Annotated in this window: 22 protein-coding genes and 1 tRNA gene; 10 read left to right on the top strand and 13 right to left on the bottom strand. The window is 69.2% G+C overall.

Translation table 11 applies throughout. The features are described from left to right. Positions 1 to 128: 128 nt before the first annotated feature. Both cimA and ACQ5SP_RS15715 read left to right on the top strand, forming a co-directional pair. A complete protein-coding gene (gene cimA, locus ACQ5SP_RS15710) occupies positions 129 to 1751 on the top strand; it encodes a citramalate synthase (protein ID WP_430939353.1) in 1623 nt (540 codons plus the stop codon). Further along, positions 1748 to 2524 carry a squalene/phytoene synthase family protein gene (locus tag ACQ5SP_RS15715; RefSeq protein ID WP_430939354.1) on the top strand — a complete coding sequence of 259 codons (777 nt, stop codon included), beginning with the start codon at positions 1748 to 1750 and terminating at the stop codon, positions 2522 to 2524. Before cimA ends, ACQ5SP_RS15715 begins: the two co-directional genes overlap by 4 nt. A gap of 14 nt (positions 2525 to 2538) precedes the next feature. Here the strand turns inward: ACQ5SP_RS15715 and ACQ5SP_RS15720 are convergent, their stop codons facing one another. Continuing rightward, a complete protein-coding gene (locus ACQ5SP_RS15720; protein WP_430939355.1) occupies positions 2539 to 3762 on the bottom strand; it encodes an MFS transporter in 1224 nt (407 codons plus the stop codon). Between the two features lie 101 nt (positions 3763 to 3863). Here ACQ5SP_RS15720 and ACQ5SP_RS15725 point away from each other — a divergent pair, with 101 nt between their 5' ends. The 3 genes from ACQ5SP_RS15725 to ACQ5SP_RS15735 are packed head-to-tail and all read left to right on the top strand — an operon-like array spanning position 3864 to position 5943. Next, entirely contained in the window at positions 3864 to 4655 is a 792-nt protein-coding gene (locus ACQ5SP_RS15725) for a cobalt-precorrin-6A reductase (protein WP_430939356.1), read from the top strand. Beyond that, the gene (locus tag ACQ5SP_RS15730; protein ID WP_430939357.1) at positions 4652 to 5284 is read left to right on the top strand and encodes a DNA-3-methyladenine glycosylase family protein; all 633 of its coding nucleotides are present in this window, start codon (positions 4652 to 4654) and stop codon (positions 5282 to 5284) included. Before ACQ5SP_RS15725 ends, ACQ5SP_RS15730 begins: the two co-directional genes overlap by 4 nt. Before the next feature lie 2 nt (positions 5285 to 5286). Then, entirely contained in the window at positions 5287 to 5943 is a 657-nt protein-coding gene (locus ACQ5SP_RS15735; protein WP_430939358.1) for an alpha/beta hydrolase, read from the top strand. Here ACQ5SP_RS15735 and ACQ5SP_RS15740 read toward each other — a convergent pair. Then, complete coding sequence (locus tag ACQ5SP_RS15740; protein WP_430939359.1) at positions 5940 to 6365, bottom strand: VOC family protein; 426 nt, start codon at positions 6363 to 6365, stop codon at positions 5940 to 5942. The two genes, ACQ5SP_RS15735 and ACQ5SP_RS15740, sit on opposite strands and share 4 nt — an antisense overlap. 162 nt (positions 6366 to 6527) lie before the next feature. Between ACQ5SP_RS15740 and ACQ5SP_RS15745 the strand changes: the two genes are divergently transcribed. Further along, on the top strand, positions 6528 to 7112 hold the full coding sequence (locus ACQ5SP_RS15745) for an HNH endonuclease (protein WP_430939360.1): 585 nt from the start codon (positions 6528 to 6530) through the stop codon (positions 7110 to 7112). Here the strand turns inward: ACQ5SP_RS15745 and ACQ5SP_RS15750 are convergent. Further along, complete coding sequence (locus ACQ5SP_RS15750; RefSeq protein ID WP_430939361.1) at positions 7109 to 7570, bottom strand: disulfide bond formation protein B; 462 nt, start codon at positions 7568 to 7570, stop codon at positions 7109 to 7111. The two genes, ACQ5SP_RS15745 and ACQ5SP_RS15750, sit on opposite strands and share 4 nt — an antisense overlap. Beyond that, a complete protein-coding gene (locus ACQ5SP_RS15755; RefSeq protein ID WP_430939362.1) occupies positions 7567 to 8145 on the bottom strand; it encodes a YqaA family protein in 579 nt (192 codons plus the stop codon). Before ACQ5SP_RS15755 ends, ACQ5SP_RS15750 begins: the two co-directional genes overlap by 4 nt. A gap of 110 nt (positions 8146 to 8255) precedes the next feature. Here ACQ5SP_RS15755 and ACQ5SP_RS15760 point away from each other — a divergent pair. Together ACQ5SP_RS15760 and ACQ5SP_RS15765 are read left to right on the top strand one after the other, a co-directional pair. Next, positions 8256 to 8341 (top strand) — tRNA-Leu (locus ACQ5SP_RS15760). Between the two features lie 538 nt (positions 8342 to 8879). Beyond that, positions 8880 to 9467 (top strand): Hint domain-containing protein, encoded by a 588-nt coding sequence (locus ACQ5SP_RS15765; protein WP_430939363.1) that lies wholly within the window; start codon positions 8880 to 8882, stop codon positions 9465 to 9467. Positions 9468 to 9469: 2 nt separating this feature from the next. On the opposite strand, the gene ACQ5SP_RS15770 is transcribed toward ACQ5SP_RS15765, so the two are convergent. From ACQ5SP_RS15770 to ACQ5SP_RS15805, 8 genes are all read right to left on the bottom strand, one after another. Continuing rightward, entirely contained in the window at positions 9470 to 10087 is a 618-nt protein-coding gene (locus tag ACQ5SP_RS15770) for a nucleotidyltransferase family protein (RefSeq protein ID WP_430939364.1), read from the bottom strand. Continuing rightward, entirely contained in the window at positions 10084 to 12498 is a 2415-nt protein-coding gene (locus ACQ5SP_RS15775; protein ID WP_430939365.1) for a GcvT family protein, read from the bottom strand. The genes ACQ5SP_RS15770 and ACQ5SP_RS15775 overlap by 4 nt, the downstream gene beginning before the upstream one ends. Before the next feature lie 214 nt (positions 12499 to 12712). Next, entirely contained in the window at positions 12713 to 14011 is a 1299-nt protein-coding gene (locus tag ACQ5SP_RS15780) for a branched-chain amino acid ABC transporter permease (RefSeq protein WP_430939366.1), read from the bottom strand. Further along, on the bottom strand, positions 14008 to 15018 hold the full coding sequence (locus tag ACQ5SP_RS15785) for a branched-chain amino acid ABC transporter permease (protein ID WP_430939367.1): 1011 nt from the start codon (positions 15016 to 15018) through the stop codon (positions 14008 to 14010). Before ACQ5SP_RS15785 ends, ACQ5SP_RS15780 begins: the two co-directional genes overlap by 4 nt. Before the next feature lies 1 nt (position 15019). Then, entirely contained in the window at positions 15020 to 15724 is a 705-nt protein-coding gene (locus ACQ5SP_RS15790) for an ABC transporter ATP-binding protein (protein ID WP_430939368.1), read from the bottom strand. Beyond that, the gene (locus tag ACQ5SP_RS15795) at positions 15721 to 16512 is read right to left on the bottom strand and encodes an ABC transporter ATP-binding protein (protein ID WP_430939369.1); all 792 of its coding nucleotides are present in this window, start codon (positions 16510 to 16512) and stop codon (positions 15721 to 15723) included. The genes ACQ5SP_RS15790 and ACQ5SP_RS15795 overlap by 4 nt, the downstream gene beginning before the upstream one ends. A gap of 70 nt (positions 16513 to 16582) precedes the next feature. Further along, positions 16583 to 17767 (bottom strand): ABC transporter substrate-binding protein, encoded by a 1185-nt coding sequence (locus ACQ5SP_RS15800; protein WP_430939370.1) that lies wholly within the window; start codon positions 17765 to 17767, stop codon positions 16583 to 16585. 101 nt (positions 17768 to 17868) lie between these two features. Continuing rightward, positions 17869 to 18849: a GlxA family transcriptional regulator gene (locus tag ACQ5SP_RS15805; protein WP_430939371.1), complete on the bottom strand. Its 981-nt coding sequence runs from the start codon at positions 18847 to 18849 to the stop codon at positions 17869 to 17871. Positions 18850 to 19031: 182 nt separating this feature from the next. On the opposite strand from ACQ5SP_RS15805, the gene ACQ5SP_RS15810 reads away from it, so the two are divergent. After that, the gene (locus tag ACQ5SP_RS15810) at positions 19032 to 20402 is read left to right on the top strand and encodes a class II 3-deoxy-7-phosphoheptulonate synthase (RefSeq protein WP_430939372.1); all 1371 of its coding nucleotides are present in this window, start codon (positions 19032 to 19034) and stop codon (positions 20400 to 20402) included. A 5-nt stretch (positions 20403 to 20407) separates the two neighbouring features. Here the strand turns inward: ACQ5SP_RS15810 and ACQ5SP_RS15815 are convergent, their stop codons facing one another. Then, positions 20408 to 21046: a PAS domain-containing protein gene (locus tag ACQ5SP_RS15815; RefSeq protein WP_430939373.1), complete on the bottom strand. Its 639-nt coding sequence runs from the start codon at positions 21044 to 21046 to the stop codon at positions 20408 to 20410. A gap of 137 nt (positions 21047 to 21183) precedes the next feature. Between ACQ5SP_RS15815 and ACQ5SP_RS15820 the strand changes: the two genes are divergently transcribed. Beyond that, a complete protein-coding gene (locus tag ACQ5SP_RS15820; RefSeq protein WP_430939374.1) occupies positions 21184 to 22065 on the top strand; it encodes a YicC/YloC family endoribonuclease in 882 nt (293 codons plus the stop codon). The last annotated feature ends 1 nt before the right edge of the window (position 22066 follow it).

A 22066-nucleotide genomic window follows, 5' to 3' on the forward strand; every position in this document is an offset into this window, starting at 1 on the left:
CGCGGAACACCGCGTCGAGCCCGCGGCCCGGCGCCGCGATCCCCGGCAACCGGGCGAAGGCCCGGTCGGCCACGGCGTGCCCCCCGCGCCCCCCGAGGATATTTCCGGAACGATGAAGGGGCGGGGCGATGACGCGCGAGCGGCTCTATCTTTACGACACGACCCTGCGCGACGGCCAGCAGACACAGGGCGTGCAGTTCTCGACCGCCGAGAAGGCGCGCATCGCCGCGGCGCTGGACGGGCTGGGCGTGGACCATATCGAGGGCGGCTGGCCCGGCGCCAATCCGACCGACAGCGAGTTCTTCGCGCATGCCCCCGACACCCGCGCGGTGCTGACGGCCTTCGGCATGACCAAGCGCGCCGGGCGGTCCGCGGAGAACGACGACGTCCTGGCCGCGGTCATGAATGCCCGCACCCTGGCGGTCTGCCTCGTCGGAAAGACCCATGATTTCCACGTCGAGGCGGCGCTCGGCATCACGCTGGACGAGAATCGCGAGACCATCGCGCAGTCGGTCGCGCATGTCGTGGCGGCCGGACGCGAGGCGCTGTTCGACGCGGAACATTTCTTCGACGGCTACAAGGCGAACCCGGATTACGCGCTTTCCTGCCTGCGGGCGGCCCGCGACGCGGGTGCGCGGTGGATCGTGCTTTGCGACACCAATGGCGGTGCGCTGCCGGCCGAGGTGGGCGAGATCACCGCCGCCGTCATCGCCGCGGGCATTCCGGGCGACCGGCTCGGCATTCACACCCATGACGACACCGGCAACGCCGCGGCGAACACGCTGGCGGCCGTCGACGCGGGCGCGCGCCAGATCCAGGGCACGCTCAACGGGCTGGGCGAGCGCTGCGGCAATGCCAGTCTCACGACGCTGATCCCGACGCTGTTGCTCAAGGAGCCCTATCGCAGCCGCTTCGAGACCGGCGTGAGCGAGGCGGCGCTGGCCGGGCTCACCCGCATCAGCCGGATGCTCGACGACATTCTCAACCGGGTGCCGGACAAGTCGGCGCCCTATGTCGGCGCCTCGGCCTTCGCGCACAAGGCCGGGCTCCATGCCTCGGCGATCCTGAAGGACCCGGCCACCTACGAGCATATCGATCCTGCCGCGGTCGGCAACGCACGCATCATCCCGATGTCGAACCAGGCCGGGCAGTCGAACCTGCGCTCGCGGCTCCGGGACGCGGGGATCGAGGTGGCGCCGGGCGACCCGGCGCTCGGGCGGATCCTCGAGGTGGTCAAGGCGCGCGAGGACATGGGCTATGCCTATGACACGGCGCAGGCCAGCTTCGAGCTGGTGGCGCGGCGCGAACTGGGCCAGATGCCCGCGTTCTTCGAGGTCAAGCGCTACCGCGTCTCCGTCGAGCGGCGGAAGAACAAGTACAACCGCATGGTGAGCCTGTCCGAGGCGGTGGTGGTGGTGAAGATCGGCGGCGAGAAGAAGCTGTCGGTCTCCGAAAGCCTCGACCCGGAGGGCAACGATCGCGGGCCGGTCAACGCGCTGGCGCGGGCGCTGGCCAAGGATCTCGGCCCCTACCAGGCGATCATCGACGACATGCGGCTGGTGGACTTCAAGGTGCGGATCACCCAGGGCGGGACCGAGGCCGTGACCCGCGTGATCATCGACAGCGCCGACGGGCAGGGGCGGCGCTGGTCCACGGTCGGGGTCTCGGCCAATATCGTCGATGCGAGCTTCGAGGCGCTTCTCGACGCGATCGAGTGGAAGCTGGTGCGCGACGGGGCCGGGGCGCCATGAGCGTCGCGGCCTGCGCCGAGCTGGTGGAACGGGGCGACCCGGACCGGTTTCGCAGCGTGCTTGCCGCGCCGGCCGGGGCGCGGCCTGACCTGATGACGCTCTACGCCTTCAACGTCGAGGTGACCCGCGCCCCCTGGGTGACCCAGGAGCCGGTAATCGCGGAGATGCGGATCCAGTGGTGGATCGACACGCTGGACGAGATCGCCGCGGGCCAGACCCCGCGGGCCCACGAGGTCGCGGCGCCGCTGGCCGGGACCATCCGCGCCCACGGGCTGGACACGGCGCTCCTGGCCGCTATCGCAGAGGCCCGGCGCGCCGATATCGACGGCACCCCGCCCGAGGATGCCGCCGCGCTGTCGGCCTATATCGACGCGACTGGCGGCAACCTGATGTGGGCGGCGGCGCAGGTGCTCGGGGCAGACGCGATGGCCGAGCCCGTGGTGCGGGATTTCGCCTGGGGCGCGGGGCTTGCCGCCTATCTGCGCGCGATCCCCGAGCTGGAGGCCCGCGGCCACCGGCCGCTGCCGGACGGCCGGCCCGAGGCCGTCGCCCGGCTGGCCGCCGAAGGGCTGTCGCGGCTGTCGCGCGCCCGTGCGCAACGCGGGCGGGTGGCGCGCGGCGCGGCGGCCGCGCTGCTGGCGGGTTGGCGGGCCGATGCCACGTTGCGGGCCGCCGCGCGGAACCCCGACCTCGTCAAGGCGGGCAGCCTGCCCGAGTCGGAGTTCCGCAAGCGCGGCGCGCTGGCCTTCCGGGCCCTGACCGGGCGCTGGTAGGGCGCCGGTCGCCGTCAGGCCGTGCGCGGGCTGCGCAGGACCAGCCAGATCAGCGCGCCGCCCGCGAGCACCAGGAAGGGCGCCATCGCGAGGTTCACCGCGATCCAGCCCTGCTCGGCATTGCCGCCGGTGCAGTTCATCAGCCCGCCCGATGCCAGCGAGGCCACCGTCACGCCGCCGAAGACGATCAGGTCGTTCATCCCCTGCACACGGCCGCGTTCAGCCGCGCTATGGGCCCCGGCCAGCATCGTGGTCGCCCCGATGAACCCGAAATTCCAGCCCACGCCCAGCAGCACGAGGGCGACGAAGAAGTTTTCGACGTCGACGCCGGCCAGCGCGACGCCACCCGCCGCGGCGAGGATCAGCAGCCCCAGCGCCACGATCCGCTCGACCCCGAACCGCGCGATCAGGTGGCCGGTGAAGAAGGAGGGCACGAACATCGCCAGGACATGCGCGGTGACCACGTCCGCGGCGGTGTTCTGCTCGAAGCCGCAGCCGACCACGGCCAGCGGCGTCGAGGTCATCACGAGGTTCATCAACGCGTAGGAGACCATCGCGCAGATGATCGCCACGGCGATGCGGGGGTCGGCCAGAAGCTCCATCCGGCTGCGCCCGCCATCGGCGCCCGGTGCGGCGCGCGGCGGTTTGGGAATGTCGAGGAAGATGAAGAGGAACGCCCCGATCACGTTCACGACGAGGACGGCCAGGTAGGTGCCCATGAAGGGCACGACGAAGGCGTCGGAGGTCACCTTGACCAGCTGCGGGCCGATGATCGCGGCGGCCAGCCCGCCGGCCAGAACGTAAGAGATCGCCTTGGGGCGGAAAACCGCGCTTGCCGTGTCGGCGGCGGCAAAGCGGTAGAAGCCCTGCGCCGACATGTAAATCCCGGTGAAGTAGCTGCCGACGAGGAAGAGCCAGAACGAGCCGATGGAAAGGGCATAGGCGCCGATCAGCGCCCCCGCCGCGCCGCCCATGGCGCCGATGACGAAGCCCGTTCGGCGGCCGAAACGCTGCATGATCTGCGACAGCCAGGGCGCGGTCGTCATCGAGCCGAAGACGATCAGCGAGATCGGCAGCGTCGCCCAGCAGGCATTCGTCGCCAGCGACTGCCCGGCCAGCCCGCCGATCGTGAAGATCATCGGCATCTGCGCGCCGAGGATCGCCTGGGCGAAGACCAGCACGACCACGTTGCGCTTCGCGCGCAGGTCGGAGTCGGGGGCGAGGGCGGTGTCGGTCATGCCGCCTGTCCTATCCCGGCCCCGGCGGAGCGGCAAGCGGCAAGCGGTCGCGCGCCGATTGCCGATTGGCCTCGGCCCGCGGGGGCGCTAGGCTCGCGCCGATGACCGGAGACCCGCTTCTCGACCGCCCGGCCACGGGGCCGGATTCCCGCCTGCGCTTGTTGCTTCTGGCCGGCAGCGGCGAGGCACGGGCGCTGGCCTCCGCGCTGGCCGGCGACCCGCGGCTCGCGGTGATCGCCTCGCTTTCCGGGGCGGCGCGGGCGCGCGCGCCACTGCCGGTTCCGACCCGGTCCGGCGGCTTCGGCGGGCGCGCGGGTTTCGAGCGGTTCCTGGACGCCGAACGGATCGGGGCGATCCTGGATGCCACGCATCCCTTTGCCCGCCGTATCTCGGCGCGCAGTGCGGCCGTCGCGGCGGCGCGCGGTCTGCCGCACCTGCTGGTCCTGCGCCCGGAATGGGCGCCGGGGCCGGGCGACGACTGGGTCTTCGTCGATCGCGAGGAAGAGGCGGCGGCCCATATCCCGGACGGGGCCACCGTATTCCTGACCACCGGCCGGCAGGGGATGGAGGGGTTCGCCAATCTGCATGGGCGGCACCTGATCTTTCGCCAGATCGGCCGTGCGGAGGCGCCGTTCCCCTGGCCGAACGGGGAATTCCTGGTGAGCCATCCACCGATCGGGGTCGCGGACGAGATCGCGCTCTTCCGGGCGCGCGGCGTCGATGTCCTGGTGCTGCGCAACGCGGGCGGCGTGGAAAACCGCGCCAAGCTCGTGGCCGCGCGGGCGCTCGGGATCCGCGTGGTGATGCTGCGGCGTCCGCCGCCGCCCGACTGCACCCGGGTGGAGACCGTCGCGGACGCGCTCGACTGGGTGGACGGGCTGGTGACGCCATGACCGGACGCATCATCGAGACCCATGCCTGCATCGCCGAGGGCACCGCGCATCTCTGTGCCGTGGAGCCGCGCTTCGCGTATGCGGTGGACCAGGCAGGGCCGCCACCGCTGCGGCGGCGGCGGGACGGCTTCGAGGCGCTTCTGAGCAGCATCGTCAGCCAGCAATTGTCCGTGGCCGCGGCCGACACGATCTGGCGGCGGCTGAAGGCGGCGCGGCTGACGGGGCCGCGCAAAATCCTCGCCGCAAGCGACGACGAGCTGCGCGCCTGCGGCCTGTCGCGCCAGAAGATCGGCTTCGCGCGCGATCTCGCTGCCAGCCGGTTGGATTTCCGCGGCCTGCGTCACCTGCCCGACGAGGAGGTCATCGCGCGGCTGACGGCGGTGCGGGGGATCGGGCGCTGGACCGCCGAGATCTACGCGATGTTCGCGCTCGGGCGGGCCGATGTCTTTGCGCCGGGCGACCTGGCGTTGCAGGAGTCGGCGCGGCTGCTGTTCGCGCTGCCCGACCGCCCCGGCGAGCGCGCGCTGCGCGCGATGTCGGGTGACTGGTCCCCCTGGAGGGGCGTTGCGGCGCGGCTGCTCTGGTCCTATTACCGGGTGGCGAAGGATCGCGAAGGGATAAGGGAATAGACATGCGCGCGCTGACTGCCGGCCGCCGGGCCGCCGCCTCCGGCACGGGAAAGACCCTCGTAATCTTCCTGCACGGCTACGGCGCCGACGGTGCCGACCTGCTCGGCCTTGCCGATCCGCTGGCCGAGCATATGCCCGACACGGTCTTCGTGGCGCCCAACGCGCCCGAACGCTGCGCGGCCAGCCCCATGGGCTACCAGTGGTTTCCGATCCCCTGGATCGACGGATCGAGCGAGGAGGCCGCACGCGAGGGCATGGCGCGCGCCGTTGAGGACCTGAACGGCTTTCTTGACAAGACGCATCAGGAAGAAGGTATAGGTCCCGAGAATACAATTCTTTTCGGCTTCTCACAGGGCACCATGATGAGCCTGCATGTCGCGCCCCGGCGCGCCCCCGGCGTGGCCGGCGTGGTCGGCTTCTCGGGCCGCCTGCTGGCGCCGGAGTCGCTGTCGGAGGCGATCAGCCAGCCGCCGGTTCTGCTGGTCCATGGCGACCAGGACGACGTGGTCCCGCCCGCGGCGCTGCCGGAAGCGGCCGAGGCGCTGGAGGCGGCGGGTTTCACGGTCTACGCCCATGTGTCCAAGGGGGTGGGCCACGGGATCGCGCCCGACGGGCTTGGCGTCGCGCTCAGCTTCATGACGGAATACCTGGGGCGCTAGGCCCGGACAACCCAGAGCGCGGGATCGGCGAATTCCAGCGAGTTGCCGGCCGGGTCGCGCAGGTAGATCGACCGCGCGCCGTTGGGCCAGCGGAAATCGGCCTCGATCTCGATGCCGGCCGCCTCGAAATGCGCGCGCCAGCGGTCCAGCGCATCCGCGTCGGCGGCAAAGCAGGCATGGCCTTCGCCCTCGGCCCCGTGCGGGGGCACGGGCAGGGCGGGGTTGCCGGTCGGGCGGATGGTCTCGGCCGGGTTGAAGATCAGCAGGATGCTTCCGGAGAGCCGGAAGAAGACATGCCGGTCGCCGACCCGCACGATCTTCTCCAGCCCCATCAGCCCGCCATAGAACGCCTCGGCCGCGTCGAGATCGCGCGCGTAAAGCGCGGTTTCCAGGATCGCGGGGGGTGCGGGGCGGTCTGTCATGCGGCTGTAACCTCCGTCGTCTAGAGGAAGGGCCATCGGCAACTCCTCACAGTATATGGAGGGCTTGTCAGGTCCGAAAGACCAGATATAGTCGATTCATACCGGGGCGGGTGCGTCCCGCTCTGGTGCCCGAGGCAGGCAGAGCAGGGGACGGAATGATTCATGGACGGCGATTTCAGGACTAACTTCGTCAGGGACCCGGTCAATCTCAGGTCGCACCCGGCATTGGTGCTGAACGCCGATTACCGCCCGCTCTCCTATTATCCGCTGTCGGTCTGGCCCTGGCAGGAAGCCGTCAAGGCCGCGTTCCTCGACAGGGTGACCATCCTCGCCGAATACGACCGGGTCGTCCGGTCACCGTCGATGGAGATACGCATACCCTCGGTGGTGGTGCTCAAGGATTTCGTCAAACCCCAGAAGCGCGTGGCCTTCACGCGCTTCAATCTTTTCCTGAGGGACGAATTCGAGTGCCAATACTGCGGGGCGCGGGGCGAGCTGACCTTCGATCATGTCATCCCGCGGGCGCGCGGCGGGCGCACGAGCTGGGAAAACGTGGTGGCGGCCTGCGCACCCTGCAACCTGAAGAAGGGCTCGCGCCTGTTGCGCCAGAGCGGGATGCATCTGCGCAAGCCGCCGGGGCAGCCCACCTCCGAGCAGCTGCGCAATCTCGGGCGGAAATTCCCGCCCAATTACCTGCATGAAAGCTGGCTCGACTTCCTCTACTGGGACGCCGAGCTCGAAGCCTAGCGCGCGCGCAGCGCCAGCACCCAGACCGCGGCCAGCCCCAGCGAGGCCAGCCCGTTCCAGCTGGCCATCGAGAAGCCGAGCATTTCCCAGGCGACCTCGTCGCACATGACGATCGCACCCGCGCCCTCGGTGCTCAGCAGGTCCGCGCCGCTCAGCCCTGACAGGTCGCCGCCGCCCGAACAGGATGTCGGGCCGGGCCACCAGCCGCGCTCGACGCCGGTGTGGTAGAAGGCGATCCCGGCCCCGGTCAGCACCGACAGAAGCCCGATGAGCGCGGCGCGTGCCGGCAGCGCAAAGAGGCCGAGCGCGGCCGCGGCCGCCGCGATCCCGTGCGGCCAGCGCTGCCAGATGCAAAGCTTGCAGGGCGCGAGCCCGCCCCAGTACTGGAAGGCAAGCGCGCCGAGCAGCAGGGCGAGCGAGCCGAGTCCGGCCAGGAGACAGAGCGTCTTGCGTGTCACAGGTACCTCACCAGGATGTAGCTGCCGAGGAGCAGCAGGACGAAGATCGTGAAGAGCAGGCCCAGGCGGCGCTCGATGAAGGCGCGGATCGGGGCGCCGAACTTCCAGAGCAGCGCCGCCACGAGGAAGAACCGCAGGCCCCGGGCCACGAGGCTGGCCACCATGAACACGGTCAGGTTCAGCCCCGTTGCGCCCGAGAGGATCGTGATGACCTTGTAGGGGAAGGGCGTGACGCCCGCGATCAGCACCGCCCAGGCGCCCCAGGCGTTGTAGGTCTGGCGGAATTCCTCGAAATAGGCGTCCTTGCCGTAGAACTCCAGTACCGGGCGGCCGACGCTTTGGTAAAGCTCGGCACCGATCCAGTAGCCGAAGAGCCCGCCCAGCACCGAGGCAACCAGCGCCACCGCCGCGATCAGCCAGGCCCGGCCCGGCCGGGCCAGGATCATCGGGATCATCAGCACGTCCGGCGGGATCGGAAAGACCGAGCTTTCCGCGAAGCTGACGATCGCGAGCGCCCAGAGCGCGTAGCGCGTCTCGGCCAGTCGGAGCGTCCAGTTATAGAGGGATCGTATCATCTGCCTCGGCCCTGCCCTGGCTTCTAACACCACGGGCGCGGACGCCGGTCAAGCCGCTTTGCCGGCGGCGTTGACGGACCGGCGCCGCCGCTATAGACGGATCATCGGTGGCCCGAGTGGCGGAATGGTAGACGCAGGGGATTCAAAATCCCCCGGTAGCAATACCGTGTCGGTTCGAGTCCGACCTCGGGCACCACGTCCCCCCCTTGATCATCGCCGCCTGATTCGGATCCCGTGCGTCGGGTTGTTGCGGGGGCGCGCACAGTCCCGGGCCGCTGCCGGCACTGGCCGTCGGGCGCGAACGATGCGAATTCGGGCGCAAATGTGGCGAAGCTGCCCCAATTCGGGGCCGGGCCGCCCCTGCCGTCGTTGCGGCAGGCGAAACAATGACCGGCCGATCCGGGCCAGATCCCCGGCAAAGCGGCGCGGACGGGGCTTCAGGCTGCGTGAAAACGGAAACAATCCACGCCCGCCGTATGCGGTCCAGCATCCCGGGCAACGGCCCGGTTTGCCCCTTTATTGCCTTGTTTTCGCCATGTTTTCCTTCCCGTGGCCGAGCCGGGCCGCTAGCGTTTTCCTGCTGGGTGCGGGAGCGCGGCGCCGGCGTCCCCGGGGCGATGACACGCCCGGGCGACGCCGGCGCCCATCACCTCGCCCGGCGGATGACACACCGGCGAGGCCCGCCTTGCCCCCGCCAGAAGACCCGTGCCCACCCGCCACGAAGGGGACCTAGAATGAGTTGCCACACCCCCCATACCGCCATCGAGACGCCCGACGGTCCGGCGCCCGTCCAGATGCTCTGCGCGGGCGATCGCGTGGTGACCCGGGATCACGGCACGCAGACGATCCGCTGGGTGAGCGTGCGGCGGCTCGACTGGCGGCGGTTCCTCTCGGCGCCGCACATGAAGCCCGTGCTGATCCAGGCCGGCGCGCTCGGCCCCGGCACGCCCGCGCGCGACATGATGGTCTCGCCCAATCATCGCTTCCTCGTGGGCCAGGACCATACCTTCCTGCCGCTCGGCGGGCGCCCGGCCTTCGTCGCGGCTAAGCATCTCGTGGACAACCGGGCGATCCATCGCGTGGACTGCGTTGCCACGCATTACATCCATTTCACGCTCGATACCCATGCCGCGCTGCGGGCCAATGGCTGCTGGAGCGAATGCTACCAGCCCGCGATCCCGCGCGGGGACGGGCAGGGCAACGCGCAGCGCAACGAGCTTTTCGACATCTTCCCCGAGTTGATGGGCCCCGCCGGCGTCGCCGCGACGCCGCCGCGCCGGACGCGCTTTCGTCGGCACGCCCCGCTGCGGCGCGCCAACTGACCTCAGAGCCGGTGACGCCGCCGCCAGCGCGCCCAGTCCTCGGGGGTGTCCAGATCGGTGGTGGCGCGCCGGCCGGGCAGGGGAATCTCGCGCAGCCGGTCGGCATGCGCGGCCAGCAGATCGCGCGCGCCCCGGTCGCCGTCGAGCGTCCCGAACGCGTCGAAACACCAGGCCGGGAAATACACCGGATGTCCGGGCCGGCCGTCGGCACCGGTGGCCCGGAGGATGTCGTCCCCCCCGGTTTCGGCGGCGCGGATCATCTGATCCATGTCATCTGATGTGATTTCAGGCATGTCGGCGAGCACGACCAGGACGCCCCGTGTTCCGGCCGGCAGCGCCGCGATGCCGGCCCGGAGCGAGAACGCCATGCCCTCGGCGGCGCGGGGCGCCACGACGCAGTCGAGGTCGAGCCCCTCCAGCGCGCGGCGGCGTTCGGGGGCATGGGGCGGCAGCACCACGTAGACGCGGGCGGCGGCGGTCTTGAGGCAGATCTCGGCACGCTCGCGCAGCAGCGGGCGGTCGCCCAGCGGCTCCAGCATCTTGTCGCGTCCGCCCATCCGCCGCGCGGCGCCTGCGGCCAGCAGCAGGATCGCGATATCGCCGTCCGCCGGTCCGCTCATCCGCGCATCCGGGCGCCGTCGGGATCGAAAAGTGGCGTCGTCAGCCGCCGCGCACGGCGCCGGTCGCCGAGGATCTCGATCTCGACCTCGAGATCCTCGGTGATCCGGTCGCTGGGCACGAAGCCCTGCGCGACCGAGACGCCGGCATGGTGGGAATACCCGCCCGAGGTGCAGAAGCCGACCACCCTGCCGTCGAGCCAGATCGGCTCGTAGGCCACGACATCCGCATCCGCGGCCTCGACCGCGAAGGCGCAGAGCCGGCGCGCCGGTCCGGCGTCGCGGTCGCGAAGCATCGCCGCCTTGCCGATGAAATCGGCGTCCTTGTCATGGCGGACGAAGCGGTCGAGCCCGGTCTCGGCGGGGGTGTAGTCGGGCGAGAACTCGTGCATCCAGGCGCCGAAGAACCGGTCGAGCCGGAGCGACATCATCGCCCGCATCCCGAAGGGCCGGATGCCCAGATCCTGGCCCGCCGACCAGAGCGCCTCCCAGAGCGCGCGCTGGTCCATGGCGTCGACATAGATCTCGTAGCCGAGATCGCCGGTGTAGGAGACCCGCTGGACCAGCGCGCGGGTCAGGCCGATATCCAGCCGCTTGACGTCCATGAAGCGGAACGCGTCCGCCGAGACGTCGGCCCGGGTCACGCGGGCGAGCAGCGCGCGCGCCCGTGGCCCGGCGATCTGGAAGCCGGTCAGGCGGTCCGAGACGTTCTCGATCGTCACGCCCTTGGCCATGTGCTGCTCGAACCAGCGCATGTGGAAGGCCTGCGCGGCATAGCTGGCGGTCAGCTGGAAGTCCTCGGGGCCGAGGCAGGACACGGTGAAATCGCCCATGATGCGGCCCGAGGGCGCCAGCATCGGGGTCAGCGAGATGCGCCCTTCGGCGGGGATGCGGCCGGCCATGATCGTATTGAGCCAGCGCCGGGCACCGGGGCCGGTCACGCGGTACTTGCCGAAATTGTGGACCTCGTTGATGCCGACGGCGCCGCGCACCGCCGCGACCTCGCGGGCGGTGGCGTCCCAGGCGTTGGAGCGGCGAAAGCTCGGGATCTCGTAATCCGGCTCGCCGGGCAGGGCGAAGTAGTTGACGACCTCGAGCCCGTATTGATGGCCGAAGACCGCGCCCATGTCCTTGAAGATGTCGTACATGGGCGTGGTGCGGAAGAGGCGCGCGGCGGGCAGTTCCTCGTTCGGGTAGCTGACCGAGAAGCGCCGCTGGTAGTTCTCGGTCACCTTGGGGCGGGTATAGCCGGGCGTGATCCAGTCGCCGTAACGCGCCACGTCCATGGCGAAGACGTCGCGTTCCGGCTCGCCCTCGACCATCCACTGGGCCAGGGACAGCCCGACGCCGCCCCCCTGGCTGAACCCCGCCATCACGGCGCAGGCCGCCCAGTAGTTGCGCAGGCCCGGGACCGGACCAACCAGCGGGTTGCCGTCGGGCGCGAAGGTGAAGGGGCCGTTGATGACCGACTTCACCCCGGCGCGTTCCAGGACCGGGTAGCGGCGATAGGCGAACTCGATGGAGTCGGCCACCTTTTCCAGCTTGTCGGCGAGGAGTTCGTGGCCGAAATCGAGCGGCGTGCCGTCCACCGCCCAGGGCTCGGCGCCCTGTTCGTAGAAGCCGATGCAGAGCCCGCGCCCCTCCTGTCGCAGGTAGCTCTCGCCGCCGGGATCCATGACATGGGGATGCTCGGCGTCGCGTTCGTAGATCTCGGGGATGTCGTCGGTGACGAGATACTGGTGTTCCATCGGGTGGAGCGGCAGGTAGATCCCCGCCAGCCGGCCCACCTCGCGCGCCCAGAGCCCGGCGGCGTTGACCAGATGCTCGGCGATCACCGTGCCTTGTTCGGTCACCACCTCCCAGCTGCCGTCGGGGCGGGGGTTGGTCTCCAGCACCGGGGTGCGCAGCACGATCTCGGCGCCGGCCATGCGCGCGGCCCTGGCATAGGCATGGGTGGTGCCGGAGGGGTCGAGATGGCCGTCGAGCGGGTCGTAGAGCCCGCCGAGGATTCCCTCGGTATTGGTGATCGGGGCGAGCCGGCGGATCTCCTCGGGGGTGACCAGTTCCGTCTCGAGCCCCATGAAGCGGTGCTTGGCACGCTCTGCCTTGAGCATGTCGAGGCGTTCGGGCGTGTCGGCGAGCGTCACCCCGCCGACGTGGTGAAGCCCGCAGGAGAGGCCGGTGATCTCCTCGAGCTCGCGGTAGAGCCGGATCGTGTAGCCCTGGAGCGCGGCCATGTTGGTGTCGCCGTTCAGCGTGTGAAAGCCGCCCGCGGCGTGCCAGGTGGACCCCGATGTGAGTTCCGAGCGCTCGATCAGCATGACGTCGGTCCAGCCGAGCCTGGTCAGGTGGTAGAGCACCGAGCAGCCGACGACGCCGCCGCCGATCACGCAGACCTGGGTATGGGGTTTCATGGGGCCTCCCTGCTTCGTCCCGATGGCAGTCTCGGGCGGGGACGGGCCGATCACAAGCCGGTCTCCGACATCGGCGGGGGGCGATCTGTCGCTTTCCCGCGCCCGCGCGCCCGTTTCCGGCGGGGGCAGGGGGCCGTCTGCCCCCTCTTGCGCCCGCGCCGGGCGCGGGCGCAATTCACCCCCGAGGATACTTGCCGAACGATGAAGGGCGGGCTCAGCGTTCGGGGATCAGGCCACGCGGGCTGAAGCGGAGCACCAGGAGCAGGATCAGCCCCATGGTCAGCAGCCGCATATGGGCCGCGCTGTCGAGCAAATGGGCGCGCAACGCGCTGTCCTCGGCCAGGCCCGAGGTCAGCAGGTCCATCGCCCAGCGGCCCATCGGCTCCACCTCGACCCAGAAGAACCAGATGAAGAAGCCGCCGAGCACCGCGCCCCAGTTGTTGCCGGAGCCGCCGACGATCACCATCACCCAGATCAGGAAGGTGAACCGCAGCGGCTGGTAGGAGGCCGGGGTCAACTGCCCGTCGAGCGTGGTCATCATCGCCCCGGCCAGCCCGATCACCGCCGAGCCCAGCACGAAGACCTGCAGGTGACGGCGCTTGACGTCCTTGCCCATCGCCTCGGCGGCGGTCTCGTTGTCGCGGATCGCCCGCATCATCCGCCCCCAGGGCGAGTTCAGCGCCTTCTCGCTCAGCCAGATGAGGATCGCCAGCACGACGAGGAAGAGCGCGGCATAGGCGAGCTTGACCGCTATGGACGAGCCTTCGGCCGGGTCCATCCCGTAGCCGGTGACGAAATCCACGAAGCCCGGCGACTTCTGGAGATCGACCTCGTAGGGCACGGGACGGGGCAGGCCGACCACATTCTTCACGCCGCGGCTCAGCCAGTCCTCGTTCTTGAGCATCGCGATGATGATCTCGGAGATGCCGAGCGTGGCGATGGCGAGATAGTCGGACCGCAGCCCCAGCGCGGTCTTGGCGATGAGCCAGGCCGCGCCGGCGGCGAAGAGCGCGCCCACGGGCCAGGCGAAGAGGATCGGCAGGCCGAGCCCGCCGAGGTAGCCGCTGGTCGCGGGGTTGTAACCCTCGATCGCCTGCACCGCCGGGTCGAAGATCGCGCGGTAGACGAAGAAGCCGATCACGACGAAGACCGCGAGAACCAGCGCGCGCTTGCGCCCCGGCGCCATCCGCTTGTAGAGCGCCACGGCGCCGGCGATGGTCGCGGCCCCGAAGGCGAGGCCGAGCAGCACACGCAGCCCGCCCGCGGCCCAGGCCCCGCCCACGGGAGGCATGGAGACGATCACCGCGGCGAGGCCGCCCAGCGCCAAGAAGCCCATGACGCCGATGTTGAAGAGCCCCGCATAGCCCCATTGCATGTTCACGCCGAGGGCCATGATCGCCGAGATCAGCCCCATGTTCAGGATGGCGAGCGCGAGGTTCCAGCTTTGCAGCGTGCCGACGCCGATGATCATCACCGGGATCAGCGCGAAGAGCAGATAGCCGCGTGTCGTCATACCGCTTTCCCCCGGAAGAGGCCCGTGGGCCGGAACAGAAGCACAAGCACGAGGATCACGAAGGAGACCGCGAACTTGTAGTCGGTGGAGAGGAGCTGCACGAGCCCGTCCGGCGCGAGGCTCTCGGGCATCAGGTAGCCCAGCACCTTCTTCCAGGCATAGGTCAGCCCGACCTCGGAGAAGGCGATGATGTAGCCGCCCACGATCGCACCGAGCGGGTTGCCTAGGCCGCCGACGATGGCCGAGGCGAAGACGGGCAGCAGGAGCTGGAAATAGGTGAAGGGCTTGAACGACTTGTCGAGCCCGTAGAGCACCCCGGCGATCACCGCCAGCCCGGCCACGATGATCCAGGTGATCGCGACCACGCGCTCGGGGTTGATGCCCGAGAGCAGCGCGAGATCCTCGTTGTCGGAAAAGGCCCGCATCGACTTGCCGGTGCGGGTGCGGTTGAGGAACCAGAACAGCGCGGCCACCACGATGACGGCGGTCACCAGCGTCAGGCCCTGGGTGGTCTTGATCGCGAGGCCCTCGTCGAGCCCGGTCATCCGGCGGAAGTCGAGCGCGGTGATGATGAAGCGCTCGCCGTCGGCGAAGCGCTGGTCGCCGGGGCCGATGATGAGCCGCACGACGCCGTTGAGCACCAGCATCACGCCGAAGGAGGCGATGACCATGATCACCGGCACCGCCTTCTGCGCGCGGTAGAAGCGGTAGACCAGCCTGTCGGTGCCCAGCAGCAGCAGCGCCGTCACCGCGATCGCCGCCGGCAGCGCCAGCAGCGCGGTGGGCAGCGGGCCGAGGCTGACGCCCATCGACTGCAGCCACCAGGTGAAGAGGATCGCCACCATCGTGCCGAAGGCCATGGTGTCGCCATGGGCGAAGTTCGAGAAGCGCAGGATGCCGTATATGAGCGTGACCCCCAGCGCGCCGAGCGCCAGCTGGCTGCCATAGGCGATGGCGGGAACGAGAACGAAGTTGGACAGCGCCACGATGGCGTTCAGGGCTTCCATCTCAGCCTCCCAGGAAGGATTTGCGGACATCCGGGTCGGCAAGCAGCGCCTGACCGGTGTCGGTGTAGCGGTTGGCGCCCTGGACCAGAACGTAGCCCTTGTCGGCGATCTCGAGCGCCTGTCGGGCGTTCTGTTCAACCATCAGGATCGAGATGCCGCTGCGCGCGACCTCGATGATCCGGTCGAAAAGCTCGTCCATGACGATCGGGCTGACCCCTGCGGTGGGTTCGTCGAGCATCAGGACCTTGGGCTGGGTCATCAGCGCCCGGCCCACGGCCACCTGCTGGCGCTGCCCGCCCGACAGCTCGCCGGCGGCCTGGCGGCGTTTTTCCCGCAGGATCGGGAACAGCTCGTAGACCTGTTCCATCGTCCCGGAGATGTCGTCGCGGCGCAGATAGGCGCCCATCTCGAGGTTCTCCTCGACGCTGAGCGAGGTGAAGACGTTGTTGGTCTGGGGCACGAAGGCCATGCCCTTGGGCACGCGGGCCTGGGGCGAGAGCCTGGTGATGTCCTCGCCGTCGATCCGGACCGAGCCGCGGCGCAGCTTGAGCATGCCGAAGATCGCCTTCATCGCGGTGGACTTGCCGGCGCCGTTCGGCCCGACGATCACGGCGATCTCGCCCTTTTCAACGGCGACGGTGCATTCGTGCAGGATGTCGGCGGCGCCGTAGCCGCCGGTCATGTTCTCGCCGATGAGGAAGCTCATGCGCCCGCCTCCCCGGTCTTGGCCTTGTTCTTGAGCCCGGTGCCCAGATACGCCTCGATGACGTGCTCGTTGTCGCGGATCTCGTCGACGGTGCCCTCGGCGAGAACCTTGCCCTCGGCCATGCAGATCACCGGGTCGCAGAGCCGCGCGATGAAATCCATGTCGTGCTCGATCACGCAGAAGGTGTAGCCGCGCTCGCGGTTGAGACGCTGGATCGCGTCGCCGATCGTGCCGAGCAGCGTGCGGTTCACGCCTGCGCCCACCTCGTCGAGGAAGACGATCTTGGCGTCCACCATCATCGTGCGCCCAAGCTCCAGCAGTTTCTTCTGCCCGCCCGAGAGGTTCGCGGCGCGTTCGTCGGCCAGGTGATCGATGGTCAGGAACTCGAGCACCTCGTCGGCCTTGCGCGCCAGCGCGCGCTCCTCGCGCGCGACCGCGCCGCGGCGGAACCAGGCGTTCCAGAGCGTTTCGCCGGACTGCCGGGCGGGGACCATCATCAGGTTCTCGCGCACCGTCATCGAGCCGAACTCGTGCGCGATCTGGAAGGTTCGCAGCAGCCCGCGATGGAAAAGCGTGTGCGGCTCGAGCCCGGTGACCTCTGCGTCTTCCATGAAGACGCGGCCTGACGTGGGTTTCAGAACGCCCGCGATCACGTTGAAAAGCGTGGATTTTCCCGCACCGTTGGGGCCAATCAGCCCGGTGATCGAGCCTTTCTCGATGCTCAGCGTCGCGCCGTCGACGGCGCGGAATCCGCCGAAGTGCTTGTGCAGGTCTTCGACCCTTATCATTATTCTTGATCCCCCGGTAACAGAACAGCCCGAGCTAACCCGGGCTGTTCCGAGGTCTTGGCGGCCGGTCTCAGCGGAACTGGACCGTTTCGTAGTCGGCATCCTCGACCACGTATTCGCGGTAGGTGCCCGCGGCTTCGCCCGGGCCGATCAGCTCGACATTGGTGGCGCCGACATAGTCGATTTCGCCGCCATTGGCGAGGATCTGCATCGCCTTGCCCAGTTCGCCCGGCAGGATGGGCTCGCCCGGCGCGTTGGCCACGGTCAGGATATTGGCGGCCGCGGCTTCGCTGGTGGCTTCCCCGCCCGCCATCATTGCCAGCGCGATCAGCGCCGCCGCGTCGTAGGATTCCCGCGTGAAGGAGCTGTCGCCGTTGATGCCGGCGGCCTCGGTGATGCGGGTGAAGGCCTCGGCGCCATCGCCGGCGGACCACGGCACGGCACCGAAGGAGCCGCCCATGAAATCGCCGAGATCGGCCATCAGCGAGTCGGCGAACATGCCGTCGCCCATCATGAAGGTCTCGAAGGCACCGGTGTCGAGCGCCGACTGGATCACGCCCTTGCCGCCCTGGTCGGCATAGCCGAGCACGACGAGCACCTCGCCGCCGGCCGACGCCATGGACGCGACCTCGGCCGAGTAGTCGGCCTTGCCGTCCTCGTGGGGGACGTTGATGGTGTGGGTGCCGCCGGCTTCCTCGAAGCTCGAGATGAAGCTGTCGGAAAGGCCCTTGCCGTAGTCATTGTTGGTATAGGTGACGGCGACCTCGGTGATGCCCTTGTCCATGAGGATATTGGCCAGAACCTGGCCCTGGCGGGCATCCGACGGCGCGGTGCGGAAGAAGAGGCCGTTATCCTCGATCGAGGTCAGCGCCGGCGAGGTGGCCGAGGGCGAGATCATCACGACACCGTTCGGCTTGGCGACGTTCTCGAGCACGGCGATGGTCGCGCCCGAGCAGGCCGCGCCCATGATCGCCGCGACGTTGTCGGAGGTGATCAGGCGCTCTGCCGCGGCGGTCGCGGCGGCGGAGTCGACGCAGGTCGAGTCCCCCCGGACCGGCACAAGCGTCATGCCGTCGAGGAAATTGCCGCTCTCGTTGATCTCGGCGAGCGCGAGCTCGGCCGCGTCGGCCATCGGCGGCGTCAGGGACTCGATCGGGCCGGTGTAGCCCAGCAGAACCCCGATATTGACGTCCTCGGCCTGCGCGCCGGTCGCGACCAGGGTCGTGGCGGCAGTGGCCAGAAGCAGCTTTTTCATCATGTACTCCCGTGTTGGCGTAATTGCGTGCCGCGCACGGTAATTCGGCTACATCGAAAAAGAAAGTAGGTATGACCGGGCCCGGGCGCCCGCCGGACGGCTCAGATCGAGAGCCGGCTCGCATGCGCCCCACGCTCGCGGTAGGGCGTGGTGTTGTAATGCGCCCGGTAGCATTTCGAGAAATGCGAGGGCGAGGCGAAGCCGCAGGCCAGCGCCACGTTGATCACGCTCATGTCGGTCTGCATCAGCAGGTTGCGCGCCTTCTGAAGCCGCAGCTCCATGTAATAGCGCTTGGGCGAGCGGTTGAGGTAGCGGCGAAAGAGCCGTTCCAGCTGCCGCGTGGACATGCCGACCTGCTTGGCCAGCAGCGCCGGCGAGACCGGTTCCTCGATGTTCTGTTCCATCATCTGGATGACGGTGGAGAGCTTGGGATGGCGCACGCCGATCCGCGTGGGGATCGACAGGCGCTGGGTGTCCTGGTCGGTCCGGATCGACGTGTAGATCAGCTGGTCGGCCACGGCGTTGGCCAGCGCCTCGCCATGCTCGTCGGCGATCAGCTTGAGCATCAGGTCGATCGAGGAGGTGCCCCCGGCGGTGGAAAAGCGGTTGCCGTCCATCACGAAGACCGACTTGGTCAGTTCGACCTCGTCGAATTCCTCGGTGAAGCTGTCCTGATTCTCCCAGTGGATGGTCGCGCGCTTGCCGTCCAGCAGCCCGGCCTTGGCCAGCACATAGGCCCCGGTGCACAGCCCGCCCACGATGACGCCGCGCCGCGCCTCGCGGCGCAGCCAGTTCAGGATGCCGCGGGTGGCGGCCTTCTGGACCTCGATGCCGCCGCAGACCAGGATGACGTCGTCGCGCCCGACGTCCTCGAGCCCCATGTCGAGCTTGAACCCCGCCCGGTTGGAACACCACGCCATGTCGCCGCCTTCTCCGGCCAGCGCCCATTCGTACAGCGTCTTGCCCGCCATGTTGTTCGCGATCCTGAGAGGTTCCACCGCGCCGGCGAAGGACAACATGGTGAACTGGTCGAGGAGCAGGAAGACGAACCGCCGTGGCTTCGTGGACTGGGTATCGGGCATCTGGCACGCTCCGCGCTGCGGCCTTCCCCAGGCCGCAAGAGTCTGACCCGATACGGAAAGCAGGTTTGCCCCACGGGATCAAGAGGCGCCGAACCGCAACCGATCACGAAAACACGGTCTGGCCACGCGGGCGCGCGGCTTTTATAGAGGGTCCGCATGACCGAACCGCAGGAGATGGCGCGATGACACGGGTATGGAGCAAATCGGACTGGCGTTCCAAGCCGCGGGTCCAGATGCCCGACTACACGGACCCCGAGGCCCTGGCAGCGGTGGAGCGTCAGCTGTCCAAGTATCCGCCGCTGGTCTTTGCCGGCGAGGTCCGCGAACTGAAGCGGCAGCTGGGCGAAGTGGCCGCCGGCCGCGGTTTCCTGCTGCAGGGGGGCGATTGCGCCGAGAGCTTCGCCGAGTTCGACGCCGACTCGATCCGCGACACCTTCCGCGTGATGCTGCAGATGGCGGTGGTGCTGACCTACGGGGCGAAATGCCCGGTGGTGAAGGTCGGCCGCATGGCCGGGCAGTTCGCCAAGCCGCGCTCGGCCCCGACCGAGACCAAGGACGGCGTCGAGTTGCCGAGCTACCGCGGCGACATCATCAACGATATCGACTTCACCTCCGCGGCCCGGATCCCGGACCCGCACCGGATGCTGCAGGCCTACACCCAGGCGGCGGCCTCGCTCAACCTGCTGCGCGCCTTCAGCCAGGGCGGCTTTGCCGACATCCACCGGGTGCATCAGTGGACGCTGGGCTTCACCGACAGCGAAGAGGCCGAGAAATACCGCGATCTTGCCAACCGGATCTCGGACTCGCTCGATTTCATGAACGCCGCCGGCGTGAACGGCGGCACCTCGCACGAGCTGCACACGGTGGATTTCTATACCAGCCACGAGGCGTTGCTGCTGGAATACGAGGAAGCGCTCTGCCGGATCGATTCCACCAGCGGCCTGCCGGTGGCAGGGTCGGGGCACATGATCTGGATCGGCGACCGCACGCGGCAGCCCGACGGCGCCCATGTGGAATTCGCGCGCGGCGTGCAGAACCCGGTCGGGCTCAAATGCGGGCCGAGCATGACCACCGAGGATCTGAAGCTGCTGCTCGAAAAACTGAACCCCGAGAACGAACCGGGCCGGCTGACGCTGATCGCGCGGTTCGGCGCGGGCAGCGTGGGCGAACATCTGCCGCGCCTGATCCGCACCGTCCAGCAAGAGGGGGCCAACGTCGTCTGGTCCTGCGACCCGATGCACGGGAACACGATCAAGTCGGCCACCGGCTACAAGACACGGCCCTTCGACAGCGTGCTGCGCGAGGTGCGCGAGTTCTTTGACATCCACGCGGCCGAAGGCAGCTGGCCGGGCGGCGTGCATTTCGAGATGACCGGCAAGGACGTGACCGAATGCACCGGCGGCATGCGCGCGGTGTCGGACGAGGACCTGTCCGATCGCTATCACACCGCGTGCGACCCGCGGCTCAACGCGAGCCAGGCGCTGGAGCTGGCTTTCCTCGTGTCGGAGGAACTGTCGCGCCAGCGCGCGGCACGCCAGGCGGCGGCCGGCTGACCGGCTCAATCGTCGTTTTCGACGAGACGCAAGCGCGCGGGCCGGCCCCTGGGCGGGGCCGGCGACGGGCCGTCGCCGTCGAGGGCCCGCAGCGGGCGCGTGCGGAAAGGTATCGCCGCCTCGGCGAAGCCCGGCCGGTCCCGGAGCGTCGGATAGGCCCCGGCCGCCGGGTCGAGGGTCTGCTGCCCGCGGATCGAGAAGCGCCGTGGCGGCGCGCCGATGATCCCGGCGGTCACGAGCCCTCCCATCGCCCGGCTGAGCACGCCCGTTTCGCTGGCCAGCGGCAGGATCAGCATGCGCCCGGAAAGGGCCATGCGCCCCGGCTCCTCGGCGACGAGATCCAGCAGCACCTGCGCGCCCTCGTCGAAGACCGCGGACACCGCGCGGTCGCAGGCCGCGCGGTAGCCGGGCACGAAGATCGCGTTGACGGGCATCCCGCGGATCTCCATCCCCATCAGCGTGCAGAAATGCGCCCCCGCCAGGCGAAAGCGCGCGGCGTCGCGGGCGGTGCGCTCGAGGATGAAGGCGTTTTCGAGCAGCGGCTCGATCCGGCGCGGGTCGATCTCCGACCGTCGCGGGGCCGGCCGGCCCGCCCGGAGCGCGCTCCAGTATCCCTGAAGCCTCTTCAGTTTCTGGTCGGTCACGAGAGCCTCCTGGTGGCCCGGCGCGTTGTCGCCGGCACGTCGGTCTGTTAACCGTAACGTCGTTCTGATTACCCAATCCTTAATATGCACGGCCCGGCGCCGGCGCGGGAGAAAGAAGATTATAAATGGTTAACTCCATGACCGGCTTCGCGAGCGTCAAGGGCCGCACCGGCGATATGTCCTGGGGATGGGAATTGCGCAGCGTCAACGCCCGCGGGCTCGATATCCGGGTGCGCACGCCCGATCGCGTCGAGGGGCTCGAGCCGATGATCCGCGCCGAGATCGCGCGCCGCGTCAGCCGGGGCAGCCTGACCCTGACGCTGCGCCTGCAGCGCGAGGGGGGCGACGGGGCCGAACGGCTGGACCGCGCGCAGCTCGACACCGTTCTTGCCGCCCTGGCCGAGGTCGAGGCCGCTGCCGGCCGCGCCGGCCTCGCCCTGCGCGCCGCGAGCCCGGCGGAGATCCTCGCGCTGAGGGGCGTGATGGGCGCAGCGTCGGAGGATCCGGCCGAAGACGCGGTGCTGGTGGCGGCGCTGCGGCCCTCGCTCTCGGAGTTGCTCGACAGCTTCGCCGAAATGCGCGCCGCGGAGGGCCGCGAACTGGCCCGGCTCCTGGCGCAGCGGCTCGAGGATCTGCGCCGGCTGGTCACCGCCGCCCGCGAGACCGCCGAGCTGCGCAGTGCCGAGATGGCGCAGAATTTCAGCGCTGCGATGGCGCGGATCCTCGACAATGCCGAGGGCGCCGATCCGGACCGCGTGGCGCAGGAACTGGCGGTGTTGGCCGTCAAGGCGGACGTCTCGGAAGAGCTCGACCGGCTCGACGCCCATGTGACCGCCGCCGAGAAGCTGCTTGCAGCCGAGGGGGCGGTCGGGCGCAAGCTCGATTTCCTGATGCAGGAGTTCAACAGAGAGGCCAATACGCTCTGCTCGAAATCGGGGCACAGCGCGCTGACCGCCGTCGGCCTTGACCTCAAGGCCGTGATCGATCAGATGCGCGAACAGGTCCAGAACGTGGAGTGAT

The organism is Rhodovulum sp. YNF3179 (assembly GCF_050586465.1).
In the GTDB taxonomy this organism is placed as follows: Bacteria; Pseudomonadota; Alphaproteobacteria; order Rhodobacterales; family Rhodobacteraceae; genus CAJXYS01.